The sequence below is a fragment of the Acidaminococcus massiliensis genome (assembly GCF_900095825.1).
Taxonomy (GTDB): Bacteria; Bacillota; Negativicutes; order Acidaminococcales; family Acidaminococcaceae; genus Acidaminococcus; species Acidaminococcus massiliensis.
Map to the genome: position 1 here is coordinate 1,373,748 of NZ_LT608315.1, position 22,175 is coordinate 1,395,922.

The window sequence follows — 22,175 nt, forward strand, 5'->3', positions numbered from 1 at the left end:
TAAAATGAACCATTCGTGCAAATAAGAATGAATCAATTAAAAGCCAGGAATCCAATCAGATTCCTGGCTTCCTTAAGCGTATGACGTATGACCTTCAAACGGAGAAAAGAAAATGACAACTCAAACCCAACAAACGCTGCAAACCTTCCGCCCGCCCCAGACAACTCCCATTGCCCTTGCCCCTATGGCCGGAGTTACGGATCTTCCTTTTCGGGTGATCTGCCGAGAGCTGGGGGCGGATTATACGGTTTCGGAAATGGTCAGCGCCAAGGCGCTGCTGTTCCGGAATCCCAAGACCTTTGCCATGCTGGAAGTGGATCCCCGGGAGCATCCGGTGGCCATCCAGCTGTTCGGTTCTGTACCGGAGGAACTGGCCCGGGGGGCAAAGATTGTGGCAGAACACGGGGCGGACATCATCGATTTCAATATGGGCTGTCCGGTGCATAAAATCGTGGCCAACGGGGAAGGGTCCGCCTTGATGAAAGATCCGGAACGGGCCTATGCCTGTCTGGCTGCCCTGGTAGATGCAGTGGATCTGCCAGTGACGGTGAAGTTCCGGGCCGGCTGGGATGAGGAACACCGGAACGCGGTAGAAATCGCCCAATTGGCGGAAAAGGCCGGGGTGGCGGCAGTGGCGGTCCACGGACGCACTCGGGGCCAGTTCTACAGCGGCAGGGCAGACTGGGACATTATCCGCCAGGTGAAGGAAGCGGTGTCCGTTCCCGTGCTGGGGAACGGGGACGTATTCAGTGCCCAGGACGCCCTAGACCTTTTGGAAGCTTCCCACTGTGACGGGATCATGATCGCTCGGGGCGCTCAGGGGAACCCTTGGATCTTCCGAGAGGTGAAGGCGGCCCTGGCAGGCCTCCCCATCCCCCCGGTGACCCTTGAGGAACGGTTCACCATGGTCCGGCGCCATCTCCGGGACCTCATCGCTTTCAAGGGAGAGAAGGTGGCCATCCGGGAAATGCGCCACCACGGAGCCTGCTATTTCACTGGTCTCCCTCATAGTGCCCGCTACCGGAACGTCATCAACCAGTGCTTGACCCGGGACGCCTTTGAACAGGTATTGGAGGAATATGAGGGGGAATTGGAAAAGGGGGAGTGAAGCAGGGCTTCACTCTCCCGTCAACGGCCGCTGACCGTTGACAAAAAAGGGCTGTTGCGCTGCATGATGTGACCCCAAAAAGTTAGACCTTAGTAACGAGATGGTTTTTACTGTCTCGTTACTTTTTTATGCTGCCAGCAAAGAAAGCCTGTATTGAACAGGACTTTTCCAGCCCAGTTTTTCCTTGATCCTTTGTTCGTTATAGTATTTGATGTATCGTTCGATAGCGGCTTTTAGTTCTTCGTAGCTGTAGTAGATCACTCCATAATACATTTCCTGTTTCATTAAGCCGAAAAAGTTTTCCATTACAGCGTTATCATGACAGTTACCCTTTCGAGACATGCTCTGAAAAATTCGTTCTTTTTTTAGTTTCCTGGTATAGGCCTTCATTTGGTATGCCCAGCCCTGATCGGAGTGAAACGTTCTTCGATATGGACAATCAGCAGTAATTTCGATTGCTTCAGCTTGAGCTTCCAGTATGCTTTCAGCCGAAGGACGTTTGGCTATTCCATAGCTGATGATTTCATCATCGAACATGTCCAGGAAAGGATCCAGATAAAGCTTGTGCAGGGTCAGATGTCCCTGTGTATCTACTTCATAATATTTGAATTCTGAAGTATCGGTCGTAATCTTCTGATGTGGGATATTCGTCTCAAAACGACGATGTATTCTATTCGGAGCAATGGTCCCTACCTTACCCTTATAGGAACTGTATTTACGGCTTTTCCGGGTAAAGGATGTTACCTGAAGGCTCAGTTTCTGCATGATACGTTGAACTTTCTTCTTGTTCACGCAAATCCCTTGATTCTTCAGCTCACCGGTCATGCGCCGATATCCATAATCTTTATGCTGGCTGCGGATTTCCTGTATTTTGTCCTCTACTTCCTGGTCTGGATTCACGCGGTCAAACCGTTTCTGCCAGTACATATAGGTCGCTTTGGGCATTTGAGTATAGGAGAGAAGGTCTTTCAATTTGAATGATCTTCGGAGACTGGAGATGATTTTCGCAACTCTCTCATTTTTGCTTCGTCCTCTAAACGCAGTCTCCTCAGTTCTTTTAAAAAAGCATTCTCTATACGGAGTTTAAGATTTTCATCCTCTAACTCCTTGACATGTTCCACACTGATGTCGACCATCGGCTGCTGAACCTGGGTATCTGTTTTTTTTGTTTGAGATTTGTTCAAAGTTCTCTTCCTGCCTTTTTTATATGACCGTAAAGCATCTGGTCCCGCAATTCTAAATTCATTGACCCATCTGGCAATCATTGATGGGTTGTTGATCCCTACTTGAATTGCTAGTTCCTGATATGAGATTTCATTTGTTAAGTAAGACTCTACCACAGAAAGTTTTTCTTTGAAAGAGTATATTTTTTGAGAGCGGGATCTTTTCAGTCCATCATCACCAAATGCCTTGTAAGCAGCAACCCACTTTAGCAGCTGGCTGCTACTTGCCATCCCATATTTACGTGAAATAGAAATACACCCTTCGTCACTGTTCAAATATTCCAGTACTATTTTTTTCTTAAATTCATAGCTGTGTTTTGCCATAAAAAACTGACCCCCAATTGTTAGATTTTTGGTCTAACAATTGGGGGTCAGCTCAGCAAGCAGCAGCCCCTTTTTTGTCAGAAAAACGCCTCGTCACAGATGGCATCCATGATATTTTCTTCCCACACGTAGTGTCCGCTGAATTTTCCTTCGCTCCGGGGATCATCGTCCTCAGCCACCGCTTCCCCGTTCATCATGTAGAGGAATCCGTTCTTGGTGCCGGGCACTACAAAGAGGCCGGACAGCAGGCCGTAGGCTTCTCCGGTGTGGCCCCACAGATTTAGTGCATGGTCCTTCACCCCCCGGGAGGTGCCGTTCCCGAAAATGGGATACATGGCCAGCCCGTAGGCTTCGATGGATCCTCTGTTGGTATCCCCGTTCTGTTTGGCCGGATCATAGGTCCACTGGGTGGTCATCATTTCCCGCAGAGCTCCGGGTCGCAGTACTTGTTTCCCTCTGTATTTCCCATTGTTCAGGATCATTTGGAGGGCGTGGCCCAGTTCATCGTAAGAAATCCGCAGGCCTCCCTGGGGGGAGAAGAAGGTGGCGTTGGTACCGGGCTGGTAGTCCTCCAAGCTGTAGAAGGCATCCAGGTCCCGGTGGTCCGGGTTCTGTACCTTCACCTGGTCTTTGGGCGGCTGTTTTCCCTGGTAATCGTCGATCTGAGGAATCCAGGGCCCGTTTTCTTCCCACTTCCCATGGTTATTCTTCTGGTAGATCACTCCCAGATTCTTGAAGGCCCCCCTGGAAAGGTTCCCCACCGTGTAGTCACCTTTGATGTCCAGCTGTTTCAGGATGTGCTTCTTCTGGTACAGATCGAATCGCTCTCCGGTGACTTTTTCGATGATGGTACCCAAAAGCCCATAGTTGATATTGGAATACTTGAAGTATTCCCGGGGTGCCTGGCCGGCTGGGGCGAAATGGTCCCCGTTTTCATAGAATTTCCCGTCCCTCACGAAAAATTCCCGAACGGAATAGGAAGGTGGGATGGCATAGAGCTTCCCGTCCCGGAGACTGGAGGTATGGCTTAAAAGCATCCGGATAGTAATGGGGGTATCCGGATAGTTGGGGTTCCGCAGGGGGAACCCCAGGATTTCACTGACATCCTGATCCAGTCGGATCTTTCCCTCATCCACCAGCTGCATGATGGTAAAGCCGGTGAACATCTTGGAAACGGAGGCGGCCCGGAATCGGGTATCCGGGGTTATGGGCAGGTCTTTCTGACCAGGCTTTTCCGCAAAATACCGGTGGCCGGCGAAATGGGTGTAGACTTTTTTTCCGTTCTTATACACTTCCGCTCCCAGCCCGGGCACATGGGTGCCTTCGTGGCCCACCATGGCATCCAGACGGGCCGTGAGGGCTTTGGCGTCCCGAGGATCCATGGCTTTTTTTGCCAGGGCACCCTGGGGAAGCAGGAAGGCAATACAAAGGCTCACTGTGGCTGCCCCTATGAGACAGTATTTCAAATCCATACAGGAAACGACCTCCTTTTTTGGTATCAGATGACGGCAGGGGAAGGCGGCCTCTGGGGATCTGAGGCTGCCCGGTCTTGTCTCTTTCACGATCCATTATACCTGTGAACAAAAAGCAGGTCAATATGTATACAGAATACTATATAATGTTAAAATTTCCGACGAATTGATTGACAAGCAAAGGACGATGCGCTAGACTTAGATTGACAAACTAAGAGGGATGCTGTTTCATTTTGTGTGGACTATCCCAATAGTCCAGCAAGCATCATGAGACCCAGCAAAGGTGCAAAGGGAGTAGTGCACCTTGCTGGGCTTTTTCGTGTCCCGGCATTCCTGGAAGAGATGCAGCAAGGGAGGTTGTGCCATGGAACTGGCAAAACTGGTGGAAAAAAATCGTGAGGCAATGGTCCGTACCCTGCAGGGGGCTGTCCGGATCAAAAGTGTACAGGAAGAAGCCCTTCCAGGGAAACCTTTTGGTCAAGGACCGGCCCGGTGCCTGGCCTATATGCTGGAAGAAGCGGAGAAAATGGGATTCCGTACCTGCAATGTGGACAATTATATGGGCTGGTGCGAATATGGGGAAGGGCCTGAAATGGTGGCCGTCCTAGGGCATCTGGATGTGGTCCCGGAGGGGGACGGCTGGACCCGTGATCCCTACGGGGGAGAAACCGATGGGACCAATGTCTACGGACGGGGCACCATGGATGATAAAGGCCCTACCACGGCGGCCCTGTATGCCTTAAAAGCCCTGAAAGACAGCGGCGTTCCCCTGAAGCGGCGGATCCGGATCCTATTCGGGACCAATGAAGAGACTGGCAGCCGGGATATGCAGCATTATCTGGAACAAGGCGGAGAGATCCCTGTGTGCGGCTTCACTCCCGATGGGGAATATCCAGTGATCAATGGGGAAAAGGGCATCATCAATGTGACTTTTGAACGGGAATATGATCAGACCGGTCCTCTGTTCTTAGAAGGAATCAAAGGCGGCTCAGCTTTTAACGTGGTGCCGGCGTTGGCTTCTGCCATCCTTCGGTGTGAACCGGCGGAAGGGATTCGGCTGCTGGAAAAATACGGGGAAAAAGATCCCAAAGTCCGGTGGGAAGTGATCCCAGAAGGTCTGAAAGTGACGGCCCAGGGTGTCCAGGCCCATGCCGCTTCTCCGGAAAAAGGGGAAAACGCCATCGGCCGTCTCCTGGCTGCTCTGGCACCGCTGCCTTTTGATCCTGCCCTCCATCGGGCCCTGTCTTTCCTGGGAGAGAAAATCGGCCTGGAAGTCCATGGGGAATCCTTGGGCATTTGCCTGGAAGATCCGGAATCGGGGAAACTTTCTCTTAATATGGGGGTCATCCAGGGAGATGCCGGGAAAATGACCCTGAAGATCAACTACCGGTATCCGGTGACCAAAAGCTATGGAGATTGTGCTCCCAAGCTGGATGCTCAGTTTGCGGACGCCGGTTTCCAGAAAGTCAGCGAAGCCCACAAAAAGGCCCTGTATGTGGACCCCAGGACAGATTACATCCAGACCCTGCTCCAGGTGTATGGAGAACTGACAGAATTTGCACCCAAGACCATCTGTATCGGGGGCGGAACCTATGCCAAGAGCATCCCCAATATCGTGGCCTTTGGGCCCATTTTCCCGGGGGATACGGTCCGGGAACATTTGCCCAATGAATATTGGGAAATCGATAAAATGGTGCTGAATGCCAGGATCTATGCGGAGGCTTTGTACCGGCTGGCAAAATAAAAGGCTTTCAGCTGTCAATGGGCAGCGGCCCAAGAAAGACGGTGCAGCCGGCTCTGGACGAGTCAATAAGTGTATATCAAGGAGGGAAAGCCGATGAAAATTACCAAAGTGCGTCTGGGGAAGATCTCTGTCCCCCTGCGGGTGCCGTTCAAGACGGCTCTGCGCCAGGTGAACAGTGTGGAGGATGTAATCGTGGAGATCCATACGGATACCGGTGAAGTGGGGTTCGGAGAAGCGCCTCCCACCGGGGCCATCACCGGGGATACCACCGGGGCCATCCTAGGAGCTTTCCAGGATCATATCACCAAGACCCTGGTGGGCCGTGATGTGGATGCTTTTGAAGACATCACCCGGGCAGTCCAGGACTGCATCGTGAAAAATACCAGCGCCAAAGCCGCAGCGGATATTGCATTGTGGGATCTCTATGGCAAAAAGTATGGGATCCCGGTGTACAAGATGCTGGGAGGGGCCCGGAACAAAATTGTCACCGACATTACCATCAGTGTGAACCCGCCGGAAGAAATGGCCCGGGACGCGGTGGATGCCATCCGGCGGGGTTATGATACCCTGAAGGTGAAGGTGGGCATCGATCCCTCCCTGGATGTGGCCCGGCTGGCTGCCGTCCGGAAGGCTGCGGGACCGGATGTGCGGATCCGCATCGATGCCAACCAGGCCTGGAGCCCCAAACAGGCAGTACGCCTGTTGAACCAGATGCAGGATAAGGGCCTGGACATCGAACTGGTGGAGCAGCCGGTGAAGGCCCATGATGTGGAAGGGCTGAAATATGTGACCGAGCGGTCCTATGTGCCGGTACTGGCCGATGAAGCGGTGTTTTCTGTGGAAGATGCCCTGAAGATCGTCCAGATGCAGGCTGCGGACCTGATCAACATCAAACTGATGAAATGTGGAGGTCTGACCAATGCCCTGAAGATTGCTGCCCTGGCGGAAGTGTGCGGGGTGGAATGCATGATCGGCTGCATGCTGGAAGCCAAGGTCAGCGTCAATGCGGCGGTCCATCTGGCCTGTGCCCGGAAGGTCATCACCCGGGTGGATCTGGACGGACCAGTGCTCTGTTCGGAGGACCCGGTGGAAGGGGGCGCCCTGTTCAACGAAAAGGAAATCACCGTCAGCGATGCGCCAGGGCTGGGTGTCACCGGGATCCGGGGCATCCGGTATCTGGACGACTAACCTCTTCACGGGGAAAAGAAAGGGGAGATTTCTATGGTCATCACCAACGGTTTTACCTACATTGCGTTCCTGATGTGCCTGGCAGGAGTGCTGCTGGCCTTGGAAAAATATACCAAGTGGAAGATCTTCAACCTGGTTCCGCCTTTGGTATGGATCTATGTATTGAACATGATCTTCTGCACCATGGGCCTGTACCATTCCAAAGAGGTTTCCGCAGCCTACAAAGCGCTGAAGAATAATTTGCTGTATGCTATGATCTTTGTGATGCTGCTGCGTTGTGACTTTCGGAAACTGGCCAAATTAGGCGGCCGGATGGTTGCTATCTTCTTAGGCTGCTCGGTAACTTTGTTCATCGGTTTTGTGGTGGGCTATCCCATTTTCAAAAGTTCCCTGGGCCATGATACCTGGGGCGCCGTAGCGGCTCTCTATGCTTCCTGGGTGGGCGGTTCCGCCAATATGGCGGCCATGCAGGCGGCTCTGCCGGTGGATGCAGGTGCCTACAGCTGTGCCCTGGCGCTGGATACGGTGTGCTATTCCGTCTGGATCGCCCTGCTGCTCCTTATGGTGAAGCATGCAGACAAATGGAACAACTCGGTGCAGGCCGATACCTCCAAGCTCCAGGCCGTAGCCGATGCGGCGGCTGCAGAAGTGGCTAAGGAAAAGAAAAGGGCAACAGCGGCGGATTGGATCTTCCTGATCGGCATTTCTCTGATCGTGTCCGCCCTTTCCCAGAGTGTGGGGACTTCCCTCAATACCCTGCTGAAGGGGGTAGGCCTGGCCATGTTCGACAAAGGTACCATGACCACCGTATTCGTCACCGTCCTGGGCCTTGTGTGCGCTATGAGCCCGCTGGGGAAGGTGCCGGCGGTGGAAGAACTGTCCAGTGTCTATCTGTATGCGGTGGTTTCCCTCTTGGCTTCTACGGCATCCGTTACAGATCTTTTGAGTGCTCCCATGTGGGTAGTCTACGGGTTCTTCATCTTGGCAGTCCATGTGATCGGGATGTATGTGCTCTCTAAACTCTTCCACTGGGATCTGTGCATGGTGTCCACTGCTTCCCTGGCCAATATCGGCGGGGCCGCTTCGGCACCCATTGTGGCTTCGGCCTACAACGAATCCTATGCCGGCATCGGGGTCCTGATGGGGGTCCTGGGGGCGGCCATCGGGAATTTTGCCGGGCTGCTCTGCGGGTATGTTTTGAAAATGATGGCGTAATTGGTATAATGAAAGGGACTGTTGTATGAGCAACAGCCCCTTTTTTGAGGTCTCGAGACGGGGTGCTGCACAGAACGTGCAGCACCCTCACAATCACACCAAAGGAGCATAGGAATATGGACAAACGGACCCTTTACATTACCGGAGAAGCACGGACCAATATGGACAATGCCATCACCAAGATCTATGGGGTGTTCTATATGGCTTTCGAAGTGGTGGAGGAGACCGGAGAAATCGTTGATGTAGACTGCAATGCCACCCTGAAGCTGACCCGGAGTTTCATCCGGAAACTCTTCCTCTGCCATTCCATCCTGGAGGAATCCCAGTTCTTGGAACAGGAAGTGGCCCAACGGTATTTCGGTTCTTCAGGGAAAGCCATCCTAGCCGCTTACCGGGATGCCCGGCAGCATTACCGGCAGATCGTGGGGAAATCTTAAAAGGGGTGTTGCATGTTCTGTGCAGCATCCTCTTTTACTGTACTAAAGTTCGGGAAAACTCATTTATGTAACCTTTTTATCAGTAAAGAATGGAAAAAACATCTTACAAAAGACATAAAATCGAACGATAGAAAAATACCATATAAAAATATTCGAAAAAAGTCCATTTTCCTCTAGGCGATGGAAAAGTTTTGTGCTATAATAAACCACGTAATCGAAGAGAAAAGGATACAGGTTTTGCAAAGGCAAGAGCAAAGGGACCTGCGGCAGGATCTGCCAAAGTCCCAGTCAAAGCCAGGTATTCAAAAAGAGCTATCGAGGGGAAAGGGGTACATGATTATGTACGAAAAAGATTTGCTTTACGTGATTAAACCCAGCGAATTAACACCGGAAACCTTACGCGTTTTACTCAGCCAACATCCTGAGATTAAATTTGTGTCCTTCATGGGCATTGACTTTGCAGGCAACGATACGGATGAAAAAGTTCCCATCAGTGCCCTGCTGGACGATATGGAAACCATGCTCTACAGCCATACGGCACAGACCGACGGTTCTTCCGTGGTGCTGCCTGGGGTTGCTTCCCTGAACGACGCCCGAGTGGACATGGTAGCAGATCTGTCCGTGAATTGGTTCGTGGACTACAACCTGGACCACATCGACCCGGAAACCGGTAAGCTGGTGGGGACCCTGCGTGTACCCTGCTTCCTGAAGCACAACGGGGAATTCGTAGATTCCCGGTATCTGCTGAAGAGCGCTCTGGAATATGTGGGAGATGAAATCCTGAAGGCCATGAAGGCAGAAGGTAAAGTCCCTGGCTTGGCTTTCGATCCGGCCGATGTGGAAAAAGTCACTTCTACCAGTGCTACGGAACTGGAATTCTGGGTCAAGACTCCGACGGAAGATGTTTCCACCGAAGCCCTGTCTTCTTCCCAGATCATGCAGGAACAGTACTGGGCACGGACCCGGGGCAATGTCCGGACCGCTCTGGAACAGGCTGTTGAACTGCTGGGCTATTACGGCCTGGAACCGGAAATGGGCCACAAAGAAGTGGGCGGTGTCCGGGGCCAGCTGGATGCCAACGGGAATATGACCCACGTCAATGAACAGCTGGAAATCGACTGGAAATATTCCAACGGCCTCCAGGCTGCTGATAATGAAATCCTGGTCCGCACCTTGGTGAAGGAAGTCTTCCGTGCCAACGGCCTGGAAGTCTCCTTCTTGGCAAAACCCATCGTAGGGGTTGCCGGCAGCGGGGAACACACCCATGTGGGCCTGGGCTGCATCACCAAGGACGGCAAATTCTACAACCTGATGAGCCCGGCTGATATGACCAAAGATTTCCTGTCCGCTGTAGGCTATGGTGCTCTGATGGGGATCCTGAAGAACTATGAAGTCCTGAACCCCATCGTATCCTGCACCACCGACGCTTTCAAACGGCTGAAACCCGGGTTCGAAGCTCCTATCTGCATCGTGACCTCCCTGGGCAAATCTCCGGATGTCCCCTCCCGGAACCGTACCATCCTGGCCGGCCTGATCCGCGATTTGGACAACCCCAAGGCCACCCGGTTCGAAATGCGTGCTCCCAACCCCTTCACCAATACCTATATGGCACTGGCCGGCTTCTACCTGGCTGCCCTGGATGGCATCAAAGCAGCCCTGGGTTCTGGCAAGAGCACCGATGAACTGTGTGCAGAATTGTCCAAGGAAGCTGGAGAAGAAGGGTTCTACCTGGAAAAAGACAGACAGTACCGTTCTGAAAACGATGTGTTCGAAGACTATACCGAAGATGAACGGAACAAATACTTCGGTGCTCCTCCTGCAACGGTTTGGGAAAACTGCAAAGCTTTCAAGAAGTACCCGGAAAAAGTTGCCGTGCTTACCGCCGGCGATGTCATCAAACCAGTCTACCTGGAATCTTTCAAGACCGGCGCTCTGATCCGTTGGCAGACGGAACTGCTGAAACACATCATCCCCGACTACCGGACCAAGGTGGTCGCCATGAAACCGGTGGCCAGCGAAAGCAGTACTGCCTGGGACGATGGTATGTGGCAGAGAGTCCAGGAACTGCGGGTCCAGATTGCCAAAGATACGGATACCAGTACCAGCCTGTTCACCCAGATCGGCAAGGCCTTTGCTGACGGAGACTTTGACAAGGCTTCCGACCTGCAAAAGACCTTGGACGCCAAGATGGAAGAACTGGAAGGTCTGTATACGGACTACAAGAACAATATCCTGTAAGAAACATGAAAAGGAGGCTGCCGCGCTGTGCAACGCAAGACCTTTGGTCTCCTGCTGGCGCTCCTGCTTCTTTTCCTGATGCCCTTGACTGGGAAGGCTGCTGCCGTGAAACCGGTGGCAGTCTTCGGGTCTAAGGGACAGAAGGTGGAAGAAGTACAAGCTATGTTGTCCAAATTGCACTACTACACTGGCGATATAGATGGAGAGTTCGGAAAAGGGACACAGATCGCTGTAAAAAAATTCCAACAGAAGAACAGGAAACCCCAAACGGGGGATGTGACCTGGTCGATTTACAATTTAATGAGCAAACAGAGTGGCCTGAGTTTTGGTCATTTCCGGAAAACCTGGATCATGGAAACCACGGGATACAGTCCGTCGGATCCGGGGGTCACAGGTGTCACCTATACAGGCGCCATGATGCGCCGGGGTGTGGTGGCGGTGGATCCGGTGATCATCCCTTTGGGCACAAGGATGTACATAATGGGCTATGGCGAAGGAATTGCCTGTGATATTGGTTCAGCCATCAAGGGCAATAAGATCGACCTGGCATTTGACAACCGCGGACAGGCGCTGGAATGGGGCCGTCGGCGGGTACGTGTGTATATACTGTAAAACGCAGGAATCATGGCAGAAAGAAAAGGAGTGAAGGTCTTGCTGACAGCAAAGGAGATCCCCGGTTGGATGGCCCGGAAATTCGAAGAGAACACATTCATGAAACTGGCAGACGTAAAACTGGAAAAGGTAGAATGCGGGTACTGTGAACTGAGTATGGACGCAGATCCGGAACACAAGCACGGCAACCGGTATGGCGTGATCCACGGAGGCGCGCTCTTTACCTTGGCAGATACGGCCATGGGCGCAGTGGGCTACAGCATCGGCTGCAAGGTGGTCACCCTTTCCAGTTCCATCAACTTCCTCAGCAATACCAGTGCAAAAGAGAAAGTATGGGCCAAGGCTTCCCTGATCCATGCCGGACGTTCTACGGTGGTGACACGGGTCATGATCTACGACCATACCGGGAAAGAAATGGCTGACGTGACAGGGACCATGTTTGTCATCGGTCATTTTGACGAAATACCCAAAAAGTGGTAAAATATTCCTACATTTTAGGCTTTACATCGAGAATAAAACCATAAAACAGGAGGAACCTTATGGATTTCGCATTAACCGATGAGCAGTTGGATTTGCAGGCGATGGTGAAAGATTTCGTTGACAAGGAAATCGTTCCCTACACGGAAGAAATGGACCGGGAAAACCATGCAAGACCGGAAATTTTCCAAAAGGCGGGGGATATGGGCCTGCTGAATTTGGTTGTTCCTGAAGAATATGGCGGCCCCGGACTGGACAGCATTACCATTGCGACCATCTATGAAGAACTGGGCAAGGGCTGTGCCGGTATCGCCACCTCCATTGCCGCCAACGCCCTGGCTTCCTACCCCATTTTGCTGGCTGGCAATGAGGAACAGAAAAAATACCAGTGCGACCTGCTGAATGCGGGCAAACTGGCTGCTTTTGCTCTGACGGAACCGAGCGCCGGATCCGATGCAGGGGCAGTAGCCACCAAAGCCGTGAAAGACGGGGACCATTACGTCCTGAACGGGAACAAGGTATTCATCACCAACGGGGGCATCGCCGACAGCTTCCTGGTGTTCGCCAATACCCGGAAAACCGGCGGGATCCGCGGGCTGACGGCCTTTATCGTACCGAAAGGAACGCCCGGTTTCAGTGTGGGCCGGAAAGAAGATAAGATGGGCATCCGTCCTTCCAATACCTGTGAGCTGATTTTGGAAGATGTGGTGGTTCCGGAATCCATGCGGGTAGGCCGGGAAGGCCAGGGCTTCCGCATCGCCATGAACACCTTGGACAGCGCCCGTCCTTTCGTGGCAGCTGTGGCCGTAGGTCTGGCCCAGTCCTGCCTGGATATTGCGGCCCATTATGCTCGGGAAAGAAGACAGTTCGGTCAGCCCATCGCTTCCTTCCAGATGGTCCAGGCCATGATTGCCGATATGGCTATGAAAGTGGAAACCGCCCGGCTGATGGTCCACAAGGCCTGCTGGATGCGTGACCAGGGCATGGAATTCGGTAAGGAAGCTGCCATGAGCAAATGCTTCGCTTCCGATGTGGCCATGGAAGTGGCTACCGATGCGGTACAGATCATGGGCGGCTATGGCTGCATGAAAGATTATCCCATGGAAAAGAAAATGCGGGATGCCAAGATCCTCCAGATCTACGAAGGCACCAACCAGATCCAGCGGATGGTCATTGCAAACAAGATTTTATACTGAGGATAAGGGGTTGCTGCGCAGGCAGCAGCCCCTTTAGTCGCAACAGGGGGTGTGAATTTTTTCACACCCCCTGTTTCTGCTGTAATTTTCTGAATACAGCGGTTGTCAAGGCGGGGAAAATATCATATAATGTTCTATGTATACAAAAATGCGGCTCCTCCGTCTTTGGAGTCCAATAGAGGGATATAGGAGAGAAAAAACAAATGATCAGTGCTGGATTGTTAGCCGAAGCGAAAGAAACTGTAAGGGATTTGAGCGTTCGAGAATTGATCGAAGAAGCCATCCGCAACGGGGAAGGGACTTTTTCTGACCGGGGCGCCCTGCGGGTGACCACCGGGACCCATACGGGCCGTTCTCCTAAGGATAAATTCATTGTGGATACTCCGCTGACCCATGATGTGGTGAACTGGAACAACAATCAGCCCTGCAGCCAAGAAACCTTTGACCGGCTGTACGCCAAATGCGAACAGTACATCAAGACCCACCGTGTCTATGTGAAGAATGTGAAGGCCGGGGCTGATCCCAAATACCAGATCCGGGTGAAATTCATCAATGAAATGGCTTGGCAGACGGTGTTCGTCAGCCAGTTGTTCATCAAGACTGATGAACCCAGCACCGTCCAGGAAGACTTCACAGTGATTTCCCTGCCCAGCGTGGAAGCGGACCCGGCTGTGGACCATACTCATTCGGAAACTTTCATCATCCTGAATTTCGATAAGAAAGTAGTCCTGATCGGCGGCGGCATGTATGCCGGAGAACTGAAGAAATCCATCTTCTCCGTGATGAACTACCTGCTGCCTCTCCAGGATATCCTGACCATGCACTGCTCCTGCAACGAAGGGAAGAAGGGAGATGTGGCCCTGTTCTTCGGTCTGTCCGGCACCGGCAAGACCACCCTGTCTGCAGATCCTCAGCGTGCCCTGATCGGGGATGATGAACACGGCTGGGGGGACAACGGCGTATTCAACATCGAGGGGGGCTGCTATGCCAAATGCATCGACCTGACGGAAGACAGCCAGCCAGAAATCTACCGGGCGGTCCGGTTCGGCGCCGTCATGGAAAATGTGGTGGTGGATCCCAAGAACGGGGTACCTGATTTCTCCGACAGCAGCATTACAGAAAACACCCGGGTGGCTTATCCCCTGGACTATATCCCCAACGCCAAGCTGCCCAGCATGGCCGGCCATCCCAAAAACATCATTTTCCTGACAGCAGATGCCTTCGGGGTGCTGCCTCCCATTTCCAAACTGACCAAGGAACAGGCCATGTACCATTATCTCACCGGCTATACCAGCAAAGTGGCTGGGACGGAACGGGGGATCACTGAACCCCAGGCTACCTTCTCCACTGCTTTTGGAGCGCCTTTCCTGCCCCTGCCTCCGCTGACCTACGCCAAGCTCCTGGGCGAACGGATCGCTAAGCATGAGACCAATGTGTATTTGGTGAACACTGGTTGGAGCGGCGGCCCTTACGGAGTGGGCAAACGGATGAAGCTGGCCTATACCCGTGCCATGATCCATGCAGCACTGGATGGAGAACTGGGCAAAGAAGGTTGGACCACCATGCCTCTGTTTGGGGTTTCCATTCCCAAATCCTGCCCCAATGTGCCCAGCAGCGTGCTGAATCCTCGGAGCACTTGGGAAGACAAGGCTGCCTATGATGAAACGGCCCGGAAATTGGCTCGCCTGTTCCAGGAAAACTTCAAGAAATTCCAGGGCGAAGTGACGGAAGATATCGCTTCCGCCGGCCCGGTGGCGGAATAAGCGGTTTCTGCAGCGCAGAAACCGGAGGGTGTTGCCATTATGCAACACCCTTTTTTTATGTTATAATTATTAATTGCAATCAATGGGAAGGGCGGTGAAGGTATGACAGCTGTCTATTGTCCGGATCCAGGAGCTACGGAAGCACTGGGACGCCGGCTGGGGAGCCTGTGCCGGGAGGGGGATGTTTTCCTCCTGGAAGGGGATCTGGGAACGGGGAAGACCTGTCTGGTGACGGCCGCTGCGGCGGCACTGGGGGTGGATCCCCAGGATGTGACTTCTCCTACGTTTTCTCTGATGAATGTCTACCACGGCAGCAGGCTGAGCATCAAGCATTTCGATCTGTACCGGATCAACTGGCCGGAAGAACTGGAAGATATCGGATTTTCCGAATATGCCGGCGGAGATGGTGTGACTTTCATCGAGTGGGCGGAACTGTTCCCGGAATACATGCCGGAAGAGAATCTGGAACTGAAATTTACCCGCCAGGGAGAGGGGCGGCAGGTTGAGCTGTGCCCCCATGGCGGGCGGTATGAAGAATTGGCCCGGGCTCTCATGGCCCAGAAGGGCCGGGAAGGTTGAAAACGTGCTGACATTGGGAATCGATACGGCGACCCGGGTTTGTTCCGTGGCCGTCTGTGACAACAATAAAATCTTGGGGAGCTTGGAAGTGAATGTGGGGCTGACCCATTCGGAAGGGCTGGTTCCCCAGCTGGAAACCTTGCTGAAATTGGCCCGGGTGGAAAAAGAGCAGCTGGAACTCATTGCAGTGAGCCGGGGCCCCGGTTCCTTTACCGGACTGCGGATCGGTATGGCCACCGCAGAAGCCATGGCCTATGCCTTGGATCTGCCCCTGGTGGCCGTGGATACCCTGGAAGCCATCGCCTATAACCTGCCGGTGGCGGGGGTGCGCCTGATCCCTGTGCTGGATGCCCAGAAGGGAAACCTGTATGTGGGCAGCTACCGTTGGGAAAAAGACCGTCTGGTGGAAACAGAACCGGTGCGGATCGCGGCTGCCCAGGATTTGGCCGCCCAGCTCCAGGCAGGGGAGGGACCGGCCATCTTGATGGGAGAATGCCATCGGGTGCCCGGGACGGATAACTGCGGCCAGGTGACCTTGGCCCCGGAAAGTGCCCGTCTGCCCAGAGGTTCTTCGGCAGCTATCCTGGGAGCTGCCCAGTATGTGCCGGGGGGAGATCTCCATGCCTATTTCGGGATGGATCCTTTCTACATCCGGCGGTCGGAAGCGGAGGAACTATGGGAAAAAAGACATCCGGAAGGACGGTAAGATCCCTTTCTCCGGGAGACCTGGATTGGCTGCTGCCCCTGGATGCCGGATCTTTTGCGGAGCCTTGGACACGGGGGACTTGGGAGGACGAATTGGAAGGCCGGCTGAGCCATTATATTGCCCTCTTGGAGGACGGACAGCCGGTGGCATTCGGAGGCTTTTGGCTGGTAGCCGGCGAAGCCCAGGTCATGCGGTTGGCAGTGGATCCCCGGCGCCGGGGAGAAAAACTGGGGCTGTCCCTCTTGGAAGCCATGCTGGCGGAAGCCGTCCGGCTGGAAGCGGTGGAAATGACCCTGGAAGTCCGGGAAGGGAATCTCCCTGCCCGCCGGACCTATGACCACGTGGGCTTTCAGGAATGCGGCCGGCGTGAGGGGTATTACGGAGACAACGGGGAAGCGGCCATCCTGATGCGCCGGGACCTGTGAAACGAGGAGATTATGACGGAAAAAGCAATCAACATTTTGGGAATCGAAAGCAGCTGTGACGAGACTGCTGCAGCGGTGGTCCGGAATGGACGGGAAGTCCTGTCCAACGTGGTGTCCACCCAGATCCTGGTCCATCGGAAATTCGGGGGTGTGGTGCCGGAAATCGCTTCCCGGAAACATATCGAACATGTGATGCCGGTGATCCACAAAGCCCTGACCGATGCCGGACTGACCCTTCAGGAAGTGGATGCCATTGCGGTGACCTACGGACCGGGGCTGGTGGGAGCGCTCCTGGTAGGCCTCAGCGCCGCTAAGGGCTTGGCCCTGGGCAGCGGGAAACCCCTGATCGGGGTGAATCACTTGGAAGGCCATGTATTTGCCAATTTCCTGGCTGATCCGGAACTGGAGCCTCCCTTTTTGGCTCTGGTGGTCAGTGGAGGCCATACTTCCCTTTTGGTGGTGGAAGATTACAATACCTTCCGGCTCTTGGGCCAGACCCGGGACGATGCGGCCGGGGAAGCTTTTGACAAAATCGCCCGGTTCATGGGGCTGCCTTACCCGGGAGGACCGGAAATCGAACGGCTGGCCAAGAATGGGGATCCAGCGGCAGTGGATTTTCCCAGGCCTCTTTTACCTGGTTGCTTTGATTTCAGTTTTAGCGGCCTGAAAAGTGCCGTCATCAACTACATCCATACGGAAGAACAGCGGCAAAGCGGCTTCCGCCGGGAAGATGCGGCGGCTTCTTTCCAGCAGGCCATCGTAGATGTGTTGGTGAAACGGAGCCAGGAAGCCATCCGGGCTACAGGCTTGAAAAAGATTGTCCTGGCCGGAGGGGTTTCGGCCAACCGGCATCTCCAGGAAGCACTAGCCGAAGGGGCCAGGGCAGCCGGAGCGGAACTGGTCCATCCCACCCCCATCCTCTGCACGGACAATGCAGTGATGATCGGGGTGAGGGGGTATTACCAGTACCTGCACCAAGATTTTGCCAGCCTGGACTTGAATGCGGATCCCAGCCTGAAGTTGGGGGAATGAAAAAGAGGATGTTGCCACTGATGTGACCCCAAAAAGTTAGACCTTAGTAACGAGATGGTTTTTACTGTCTCGTTACTTTTTTATGCTGCCAGCAAAGAAAGCCTGTATTGAACAGGACTTTTCCAGCCCAGTTTTTCCTTGATCCTTTGTTCGTTATAGTATTTGATGTATCGTTCGATAGCGGCTTTTAGTTCTTCGTAGCTGTAGTAGATCACTCCATAATACATTTCCTGTTTCATTAAGCCGAAAAAGTTTTCCATTACAGCGTTATCATGACAGTTACCCTTTCGAGACATGCTCTGAAAAATTCGTTCTTTTTTTAGTTTCCTGGTATAGGCCTTCATTTGGTATGCCCAGCCCTGATCGGAGTGAAACGTTCTTCGATATGGACAATCAGCAGTAATTTCGATTGCTTCAGCTTGAGCTTCCAGTATGCTTTCAGCCGAAGGACGTTTGGCTATTCCATAGCTGATGATTTCATCATCGAACATGTCCAGGAAAGGATCCAGATAAAGCTTGTGCAGGGTCAGATGTCCCTGTGTATCTACTTCATAATATTTGAATTCTGAAGTATCGGTCGTAATCTTCTGATGTGGGATATTCGTCTCAAAACGACGATGTATTCTATTCGGAGCAATGGTCCCTACCTTACCCTTATAGGAACTGTATTTACGGCTTTTCCGGGTAAAGGATGTTACCTGAAGGCTCAGTTTCTGCATGATACGTTGAACTTTCTTCTTGTTCACGCAAATCCCTTGATTCTTCAGCTCACCGGTCATGCGCCGATATCCATAATCTTTATGCTGGCTGCGGATTTCCTGTATTTTGTCCTCTACTTCCTGGTCTGGATTCACGCGGTCAAACCGTTTCTGCCAGTACATATAGGTCGCTTTGGGCATTTGAGTATAGGAGAGAAGGTCTTTCAATTTGAATGATCTTCGGAGACTGGAGATGATTTTCGCAACTCTCTCATTTTTGCTTCGTCCTCTAAACGCAGTCTCCTCAGTTCTTTTAAAAAAGCATTCTCTATACGGAGTTTAAGATTTTCATCCTCTAACTCCTTGACATGTTCCACACTGATGTCGACCATCGGCTGCTGAACCTGGGTATCTGTTTTTTTGGTTTGAGATTTGTTCAAAGTTCTCTTCCTGCCTTTTTTATGTGACCGTAAAGCATCTGGTCCCGCAATTCTAAATTCATTGACCCATCTGGCAATCATTGATGGGTTGTTGATCCCTACTTGAATTGCTAGTTCCTGATATGAGATTTCATTTGTTAAGTAAGACTCTACCACAGAAAGTTTTTCTTTGAAAGAGTATATTTTTTGAGAGCGGGATCTTTTCAGTCCATCATCACCAAATGCCTTGTAAGCAGCAACCCACTTTAGCAGCTGGCTGCTACTTGCCATCCCATATTTACGTGAAATAGAAATACACCCTTCGTCACTGTTCAAATATTCCAGTACTATTTTTTTCTTAAATTCATAGCTGTGTTTTGCCATAAAAAACTGACCCCCAATTGTTAGATTTTTGGTCTAACAATTGGGGGTCAGCTCACACGCCGCGTGCAACATCCTCTTTTTCATTCTTTCTCTTTTTTGATCTGGGTCAGGTACCGGTACATGGTGGCTTGGGAACAGTGGAGGGCTTCCGCTGCTTTAGGGACGGCTCCCTTCAGCAGGAAGAAACCTTTTTGCTCCAGGCCCCGGGTCAGTTCCAGTTTCTTCTTCTGGGTCATTTTGACTGGTTCTGGTGAAGCAGCCAGGTCCTGCCGGAAGACGCTGTCCAGCAGGATATCCAGGGAACTGCCGGCTTCTGCAGGGGCTTCCGCCTCCTGGGAGGGAGCCGGCTCGGCTGTGGCGGCAAAAGAAGAAGCCGGCTCTGGGGTCTTGGGAACGGGCGGTTCCCCTCTGTCTTCCAGATCCATGGTATGGAGATCAGTATAGGAAAAGAAGCTGGGTTCTGCATTGATGTACTGATCTGGATGGCAAAGGCTGTAGACCTTGGAAGAAAGGGCTCGGTACCGGGAATCATCGAAATTGATGCACAGGAGGCCGATCAGGCTCCCGTCCTTGTCTTTGAGGAACATGCTGGAACAGCGGAGCAGATGGCCATTGGCAGAAACCCCTTGATAGTTCAGCTTCCAGTTTTCCTTTTCATAACTTTTTTGGGCCAGCATCTCCCGGGCGGCCTTCGTCATCTGGGCGCCTACGGTCCGGCCGGTGATGTGGCCGTTGGCAATGGCAACCACACAGGGCGTATCCTGTTTCATATCATAGAGGACGATTTCATAATCCGGCCCTAGGGTCAGACTTAAGAATTCTACAAGCAGGGTGAATTTCCTCAGCTGGAAGGGTGACATCATGAGCTCCTTTCTCATTTTGTTTAAGACCTTATTTATTTTATTTTACTATGGATTCCGTGAAAATTCAATGAAGTAATAAAAATATATCAAAAAATCATCAAATAATAAATCTTCCTCTAAAAATAAGAAATAATAAAAAAATAAAAAATATACAAGAAAAGTGTTGACAAATTTCTGATAAAAAGGTATCATAAACATGCAATCAGGAAATGAATAAGAAAATAAACTCAATAAATAATAATTAATTATCACACCCTGATTGTGCCAAACAGATACTGACCGCTCATCGTTATTTGATGCTCTGTGGAGAAGCTGCGATAACCGGGGTGTCTCGTATAATTTATCGGGTGGCGACACCCAATTATAGGAGGTAAATTTTATGAAAACGTATCCACTGAACGTCCCTGCTCCTCATCATTACACTTTCGCTGTACGTGATATCCCTGATGTCACCGTTGAACAGCGGGAACGCGCCCTGAAGGCAACCCACTACAATGAATTCGCTTTCCCTGCCGGCATGCTGACTGTTGATATGCTGTCCGACTCCGGCACCACGGCTATGACCAACCAACAGTGGGCCAGCCTGTTCCTGGGCGATGAAGCATATGGACGGAACACCGGGTACTATGTGCTGCTGGATACGTTCCGGGATATCTTCGAACGGGGCGGAGAAAAGAACTGGAAGAAGATCATCGACCTGGTCCGCACCGACTGCCGGGACGTGGAAAAAATGATGGATGAAGTCTATCTGTGCGAATATGAAGGCGGCCTGTTCAACGGCGGCGCTGCACAGATGGAACGGCCCAACAGCTTCATCATCCAACAGGGCCGTGCTGCTGAATCCGTCCTGATGGAAATCGTCCGGAAGATTTTGGCCAAACGCCATCCGGGCAAAGTGTTCACCATTCCTTCCAACGGCCACTTCGATACCACTGAAGGAAACATCAAACAAATGGGCTCCATCCCCCGGAACCTGTATCATAAGGAAATCCTGTACGAAGTCCCCGAAGGCGGCAAATACGCAAAGAACCCGTTCAAAGGGAACATGGACATCGAAAAACTGGAACAGCTGATCCAGGGCGTAGGTCCGGAAAACATCCCTCTGATCTTCACCTGCATCACCAACAACCCCATCTGCGGACAGCCTGTTTCCATGGGCAACATCAAAGAAATCAACCGGGTTGCCCACAAATACAACATTCCTCTGGTATTCGACGTGGCAAGATGGGCAGAAAACTGCTACTTCATCAAGATGAACGAAGAAGGCTATCAGGACAAATCCATTGCAGAAATCGCTTCCGAAATGTTCTCCTACTGTGATGCCTTCACCATGTCCGCTAAAAAAGACGGTCATGCCAACATGGGCGGCATGCTGGCCTTCCGCGACAGAGGACTGTTCTGGAAGAACTTCTCCGACTTCAACGAAGACGGCTCCATCAAGACCGACGTGGGTGTTCTGCTGAAAGTGAAACAGATCTCCTGCTACGGGAACGATTCCTACGGCGGCATGAGCGGCCGGGATATCATGGCTCTGGCAGTAGGCCTGTATGAATCCTGCGACTTCAACTACATGCATGAACGGGTACAGCAGTGTGAATACCTGGCCCAGGGCTTCTACAAAGCTGGTGTCAAAGGGGTTGTGCTGCCGGCCGGCGGTCATGCTGTGTACATCAACATGGATGAATTCTTCGACGGCAAACGGGATCATACCACCTTCGCTGGGGAAGGCTTCTCCCTGGAACTGATCCGCCGCTACGGTATCCGGGTTTCCGAACTGGGCGACTATTCTATGGAATATGACCTGAAGACTCCGGAACAGCAGGCTGAATTGGCCAACGTGGTACGGTTCGCCATCGACCGCAGCCGTCTGACCCAGGAACACCTGGACTATGTCATCGCAGCTGTGAAGGCACTGTACGAAGACCGGGCAAGCATCCCCAACATGCGCATCGTCTGGGGCCACAAACTGCCTATGCGTCACTTCCACGCCTTCCTGGAACCCTATGCTCCTTCTGAAGACCAAAAATAAGAAATAGGCAACTCCAAAAAGAAGGAACGCCTTACACGCTTCT

21 protein-coding genes are annotated in these 22,175 nt (G+C 52.3%); 15 read left to right on the forward strand and 6 right to left on the reverse strand.

The features are described 5' to 3' along the window. Nucleotides 1-112 precede the first annotated feature (112 nt). Nucleotides 113-1,108, forward strand: coding sequence for a tRNA dihydrouridine synthase DusB (gene dusB, locus BQ2657_RS06670; protein WP_075579937.1), 996 nt, complete (start codon nt 113-115; stop codon nt 1,106-1,108). Nucleotides 1,109-1,234: 126 nt separating this feature from the next. Here dusB and BQ2657_RS13630 read toward each other — a convergent pair whose 3' ends face one another. The 3 genes from BQ2657_RS13630 to BQ2657_RS06685 form a co-directional block, all read right to left on the reverse strand. Further along, the gene (locus BQ2657_RS13630; protein WP_408607743.1) at nt 1,235-2,110 is read right to left on the reverse strand and encodes an IS3 family transposase; all 876 of its coding nucleotides are present in this window, start codon (nt 2,108-2,110) and stop codon (nt 1,235-1,237) included. Next, a complete protein-coding gene (locus BQ2657_RS13635) occupies nt 2,077-2,655 on the reverse strand; it encodes a helix-turn-helix domain-containing protein (RefSeq protein ID WP_075579938.1) in 579 nt (192 codons plus the stop codon). The genes BQ2657_RS13630 and BQ2657_RS13635 overlap by 34 nt, the downstream gene beginning before the upstream one ends. A gap of 77 nt (nt 2,656-2,732) precedes the next feature. Further along, nucleotides 2,733-4,127, reverse strand: a complete 1,395-nt coding sequence (locus tag BQ2657_RS06685) for a serine hydrolase domain-containing protein (RefSeq protein ID WP_075579939.1) — start codon at nt 4,125-4,127, stop codon at nt 2,733-2,735. Between the two features lie 364 nt (nt 4,128-4,491). Between BQ2657_RS06685 and pepV the strand changes: the two genes are divergently transcribed. The 13 genes from pepV to tsaD all read left to right on the forward strand — a co-directional run bounded on the left by pepV (nt 4,492) and on the right by tsaD (nt 17,739). Further along, a complete protein-coding gene (gene pepV / locus BQ2657_RS06690) occupies nt 4,492-5,871 on the forward strand; it encodes a dipeptidase PepV (RefSeq protein WP_075579940.1) in 1,380 nt (459 codons plus the stop codon). Between the two features lie 93 nt (nt 5,872-5,964). After that, nucleotides 5,965-7,059 (forward strand): dipeptide epimerase, encoded by a 1,095-nt coding sequence (locus BQ2657_RS06695; RefSeq protein ID WP_075579941.1) that lies wholly within the window; start codon nt 5,965-5,967, stop codon nt 7,057-7,059. A 33-nt stretch (nt 7,060-7,092) separates the two neighbouring features. Next, entirely contained in the window at nt 7,093-8,274 is a 1,182-nt protein-coding gene (locus tag BQ2657_RS06700) for a DUF819 family protein (protein WP_075579942.1), read from the forward strand. 116 nt (nt 8,275-8,390) lie between these two features. Next, the gene (locus BQ2657_RS06705; RefSeq protein ID WP_075579943.1) at nt 8,391-8,711 is read left to right on the forward strand and encodes a DUF3870 domain-containing protein; all 321 of its coding nucleotides are present in this window, start codon (nt 8,391-8,393) and stop codon (nt 8,709-8,711) included. 339 nt (nt 8,712-9,050) lie between these two features. Then, entirely contained in the window at nt 9,051-10,949 is a 1,899-nt protein-coding gene (locus tag BQ2657_RS06710; protein WP_075581012.1) for a type I glutamate--ammonia ligase, read from the forward strand. Nucleotides 10,950-10,976: 27 nt separating this feature from the next. Further along, nucleotides 10,977-11,561: a 3D domain-containing protein gene (locus BQ2657_RS06715; RefSeq protein ID WP_083236194.1), complete on the forward strand. Its 585-nt coding sequence runs from the start codon at nt 10,977-10,979 to the stop codon at nt 11,559-11,561. 12 nt (nt 11,562-11,573) lie between these two features. Continuing rightward, on the forward strand, nt 11,574-12,041 hold the full coding sequence (locus BQ2657_RS06720; RefSeq protein ID WP_075579944.1) for a PaaI family thioesterase: 468 nt from the start codon (nt 11,574-11,576) through the stop codon (nt 12,039-12,041). A gap of 59 nt (nt 12,042-12,100) precedes the next feature. Beyond that, a complete protein-coding gene (locus tag BQ2657_RS06725) occupies nt 12,101-13,234 on the forward strand; it encodes an acyl-CoA dehydrogenase family protein (protein ID WP_075579945.1) in 1,134 nt (377 codons plus the stop codon). Between the two features lie 203 nt (nt 13,235-13,437). Beyond that, nucleotides 13,438-14,997, forward strand: a complete 1,560-nt coding sequence (gene pckA / locus BQ2657_RS06730) for a phosphoenolpyruvate carboxykinase (ATP) (RefSeq protein WP_075579946.1) — start codon at nt 13,438-13,440, stop codon at nt 14,995-14,997. A 102-nt stretch (nt 14,998-15,099) separates the two neighbouring features. Next, nucleotides 15,100-15,576 carry a tRNA (adenosine(37)-N6)-threonylcarbamoyltransferase complex ATPase subunit type 1 TsaE gene (gene tsaE, locus BQ2657_RS06735; RefSeq protein WP_075579947.1) on the forward strand — a complete coding sequence of 159 codons (477 nt, stop codon included), beginning with the start codon at nt 15,100-15,102 and terminating at the stop codon, nt 15,574-15,576. A gap of 4 nt (nt 15,577-15,580) precedes the next feature. Next, nucleotides 15,581-16,282 carry a tRNA (adenosine(37)-N6)-threonylcarbamoyltransferase complex dimerization subunit type 1 TsaB gene (gene tsaB / locus BQ2657_RS06740; protein ID WP_075579948.1) on the forward strand — a complete coding sequence of 234 codons (702 nt, stop codon included), beginning with the start codon at nt 15,581-15,583 and terminating at the stop codon, nt 16,280-16,282. Continuing rightward, a complete protein-coding gene (rimI, locus tag BQ2657_RS06745; protein ID WP_075579949.1) occupies nt 16,252-16,707 on the forward strand; it encodes a ribosomal protein S18-alanine N-acetyltransferase in 456 nt (151 codons plus the stop codon). Before tsaB ends, rimI begins: the two co-directional genes overlap by 31 nt. A 12-nt stretch (nt 16,708-16,719) precedes the next feature. Then, nucleotides 16,720-17,739 carry a tRNA (adenosine(37)-N6)-threonylcarbamoyltransferase complex transferase subunit TsaD gene (tsaD, locus tag BQ2657_RS06750; RefSeq protein WP_075579950.1) on the forward strand — a complete coding sequence of 340 codons (1,020 nt, stop codon included), beginning with the start codon at nt 16,720-16,722 and terminating at the stop codon, nt 17,737-17,739. 80 nt (nt 17,740-17,819) lie between these two features. On the opposite strand, the gene BQ2657_RS13640 is transcribed toward tsaD, so the two are convergent. From BQ2657_RS13640 to BQ2657_RS06765, 3 genes are all read right to left on the reverse strand, one after another. Next, a complete protein-coding gene (locus BQ2657_RS13640) occupies nt 17,820-18,695 on the reverse strand; it encodes an IS3 family transposase (RefSeq protein WP_408607743.1) in 876 nt (291 codons plus the stop codon). Beyond that, the gene (locus BQ2657_RS13645) at nt 18,662-19,240 is read right to left on the reverse strand and encodes a helix-turn-helix domain-containing protein (protein ID WP_075578809.1); all 579 of its coding nucleotides are present in this window, start codon (nt 19,238-19,240) and stop codon (nt 18,662-18,664) included. The genes BQ2657_RS13640 and BQ2657_RS13645 overlap by 34 nt, the downstream gene beginning before the upstream one ends. An 80-nt stretch (nt 19,241-19,320) precedes the next feature. Then, complete coding sequence (locus BQ2657_RS06765) at nt 19,321-20,103, reverse strand: helix-turn-helix transcriptional regulator (protein WP_187119181.1); 783 nt, start codon at nt 20,101-20,103, stop codon at nt 19,321-19,323. Nucleotides 20,104-20,482: 379 nt separating this feature from the next. Between BQ2657_RS06765 and BQ2657_RS06770 the strand changes: the two genes are divergently transcribed. Further along, a complete protein-coding gene (locus tag BQ2657_RS06770) occupies nt 20,483-22,132 on the forward strand; it encodes a tryptophanase (RefSeq protein ID WP_075579952.1) in 1,650 nt (549 codons plus the stop codon). Nucleotides 22,133-22,175: the final 43 nt, after the last annotated feature.

Coding starts and splice junctions, on each gene's coding strand:
- dusB (WP_075579937.1), top strand. CDS start 113: ATGACAACTCAAACCCAACAAACGCTGCAAACCTTCCGCCCGCCCCAG.
- BQ2657_RS13635 (WP_075579938.1), bottom strand. CDS start 2,655: ATGGCAAAACACAGCTATGAATTTAAGAAAAAAATAGTACTGGAATAT.
- BQ2657_RS06685 (WP_075579939.1), bottom strand. CDS start 4,127: ATGGATTTGAAATACTGTCTCATAGGGGCAGCCACAGTGAGCCTTTGT.
- pepV (WP_075579940.1), top strand. CDS start 4,492: ATGGAACTGGCAAAACTGGTGGAAAAAAATCGTGAGGCAATGGTCCGT.
- BQ2657_RS06695 (WP_075579941.1), top strand. CDS start 5,965: ATGAAAATTACCAAAGTGCGTCTGGGGAAGATCTCTGTCCCCCTGCGG.
- BQ2657_RS06700 (WP_075579942.1), top strand. CDS start 7,093: ATGGTCATCACCAACGGTTTTACCTACATTGCGTTCCTGATGTGCCTG.
- BQ2657_RS06705 (WP_075579943.1), top strand. CDS start 8,391: ATGGACAAACGGACCCTTTACATTACCGGAGAAGCACGGACCAATATG.
- BQ2657_RS06710 (WP_075581012.1), top strand. CDS start 9,051: ATGTACGAAAAAGATTTGCTTTACGTGATTAAACCCAGCGAATTAACA.
- BQ2657_RS06720 (WP_075579944.1), top strand. CDS start 11,574: ATGGCAGAAAGAAAAGGAGTGAAGGTCTTGCTGACAGCAAAGGAGATC.
- BQ2657_RS06725 (WP_075579945.1), top strand. CDS start 12,101: ATGGATTTCGCATTAACCGATGAGCAGTTGGATTTGCAGGCGATGGTG.
- pckA (WP_075579946.1), top strand. CDS start 13,438: ATGATCAGTGCTGGATTGTTAGCCGAAGCGAAAGAAACTGTAAGGGAT.
- tsaE (WP_075579947.1), top strand. CDS start 15,100: ATGACAGCTGTCTATTGTCCGGATCCAGGAGCTACGGAAGCACTGGGA.
- rimI (WP_075579949.1), top strand. CDS start 16,252: ATGGGAAAAAAGACATCCGGAAGGACGGTAAGATCCCTTTCTCCGGGA.
- tsaD (WP_075579950.1), top strand. CDS start 16,720: ATGACGGAAAAAGCAATCAACATTTTGGGAATCGAAAGCAGCTGTGAC.
- BQ2657_RS13645 (WP_075578809.1), bottom strand. CDS start 19,240: ATGGCAAAACACAGCTATGAATTTAAGAAAAAAATAGTACTGGAATAT.
- BQ2657_RS06765 (WP_187119181.1), bottom strand. CDS start 20,103: ATGATGTCACCCTTCCAGCTGAGGAAATTCACCCTGCTTGTAGAATTC.
- BQ2657_RS06770 (WP_075579952.1), top strand. CDS start 20,483: ATGAAAACGTATCCACTGAACGTCCCTGCTCCTCATCATTACACTTTC.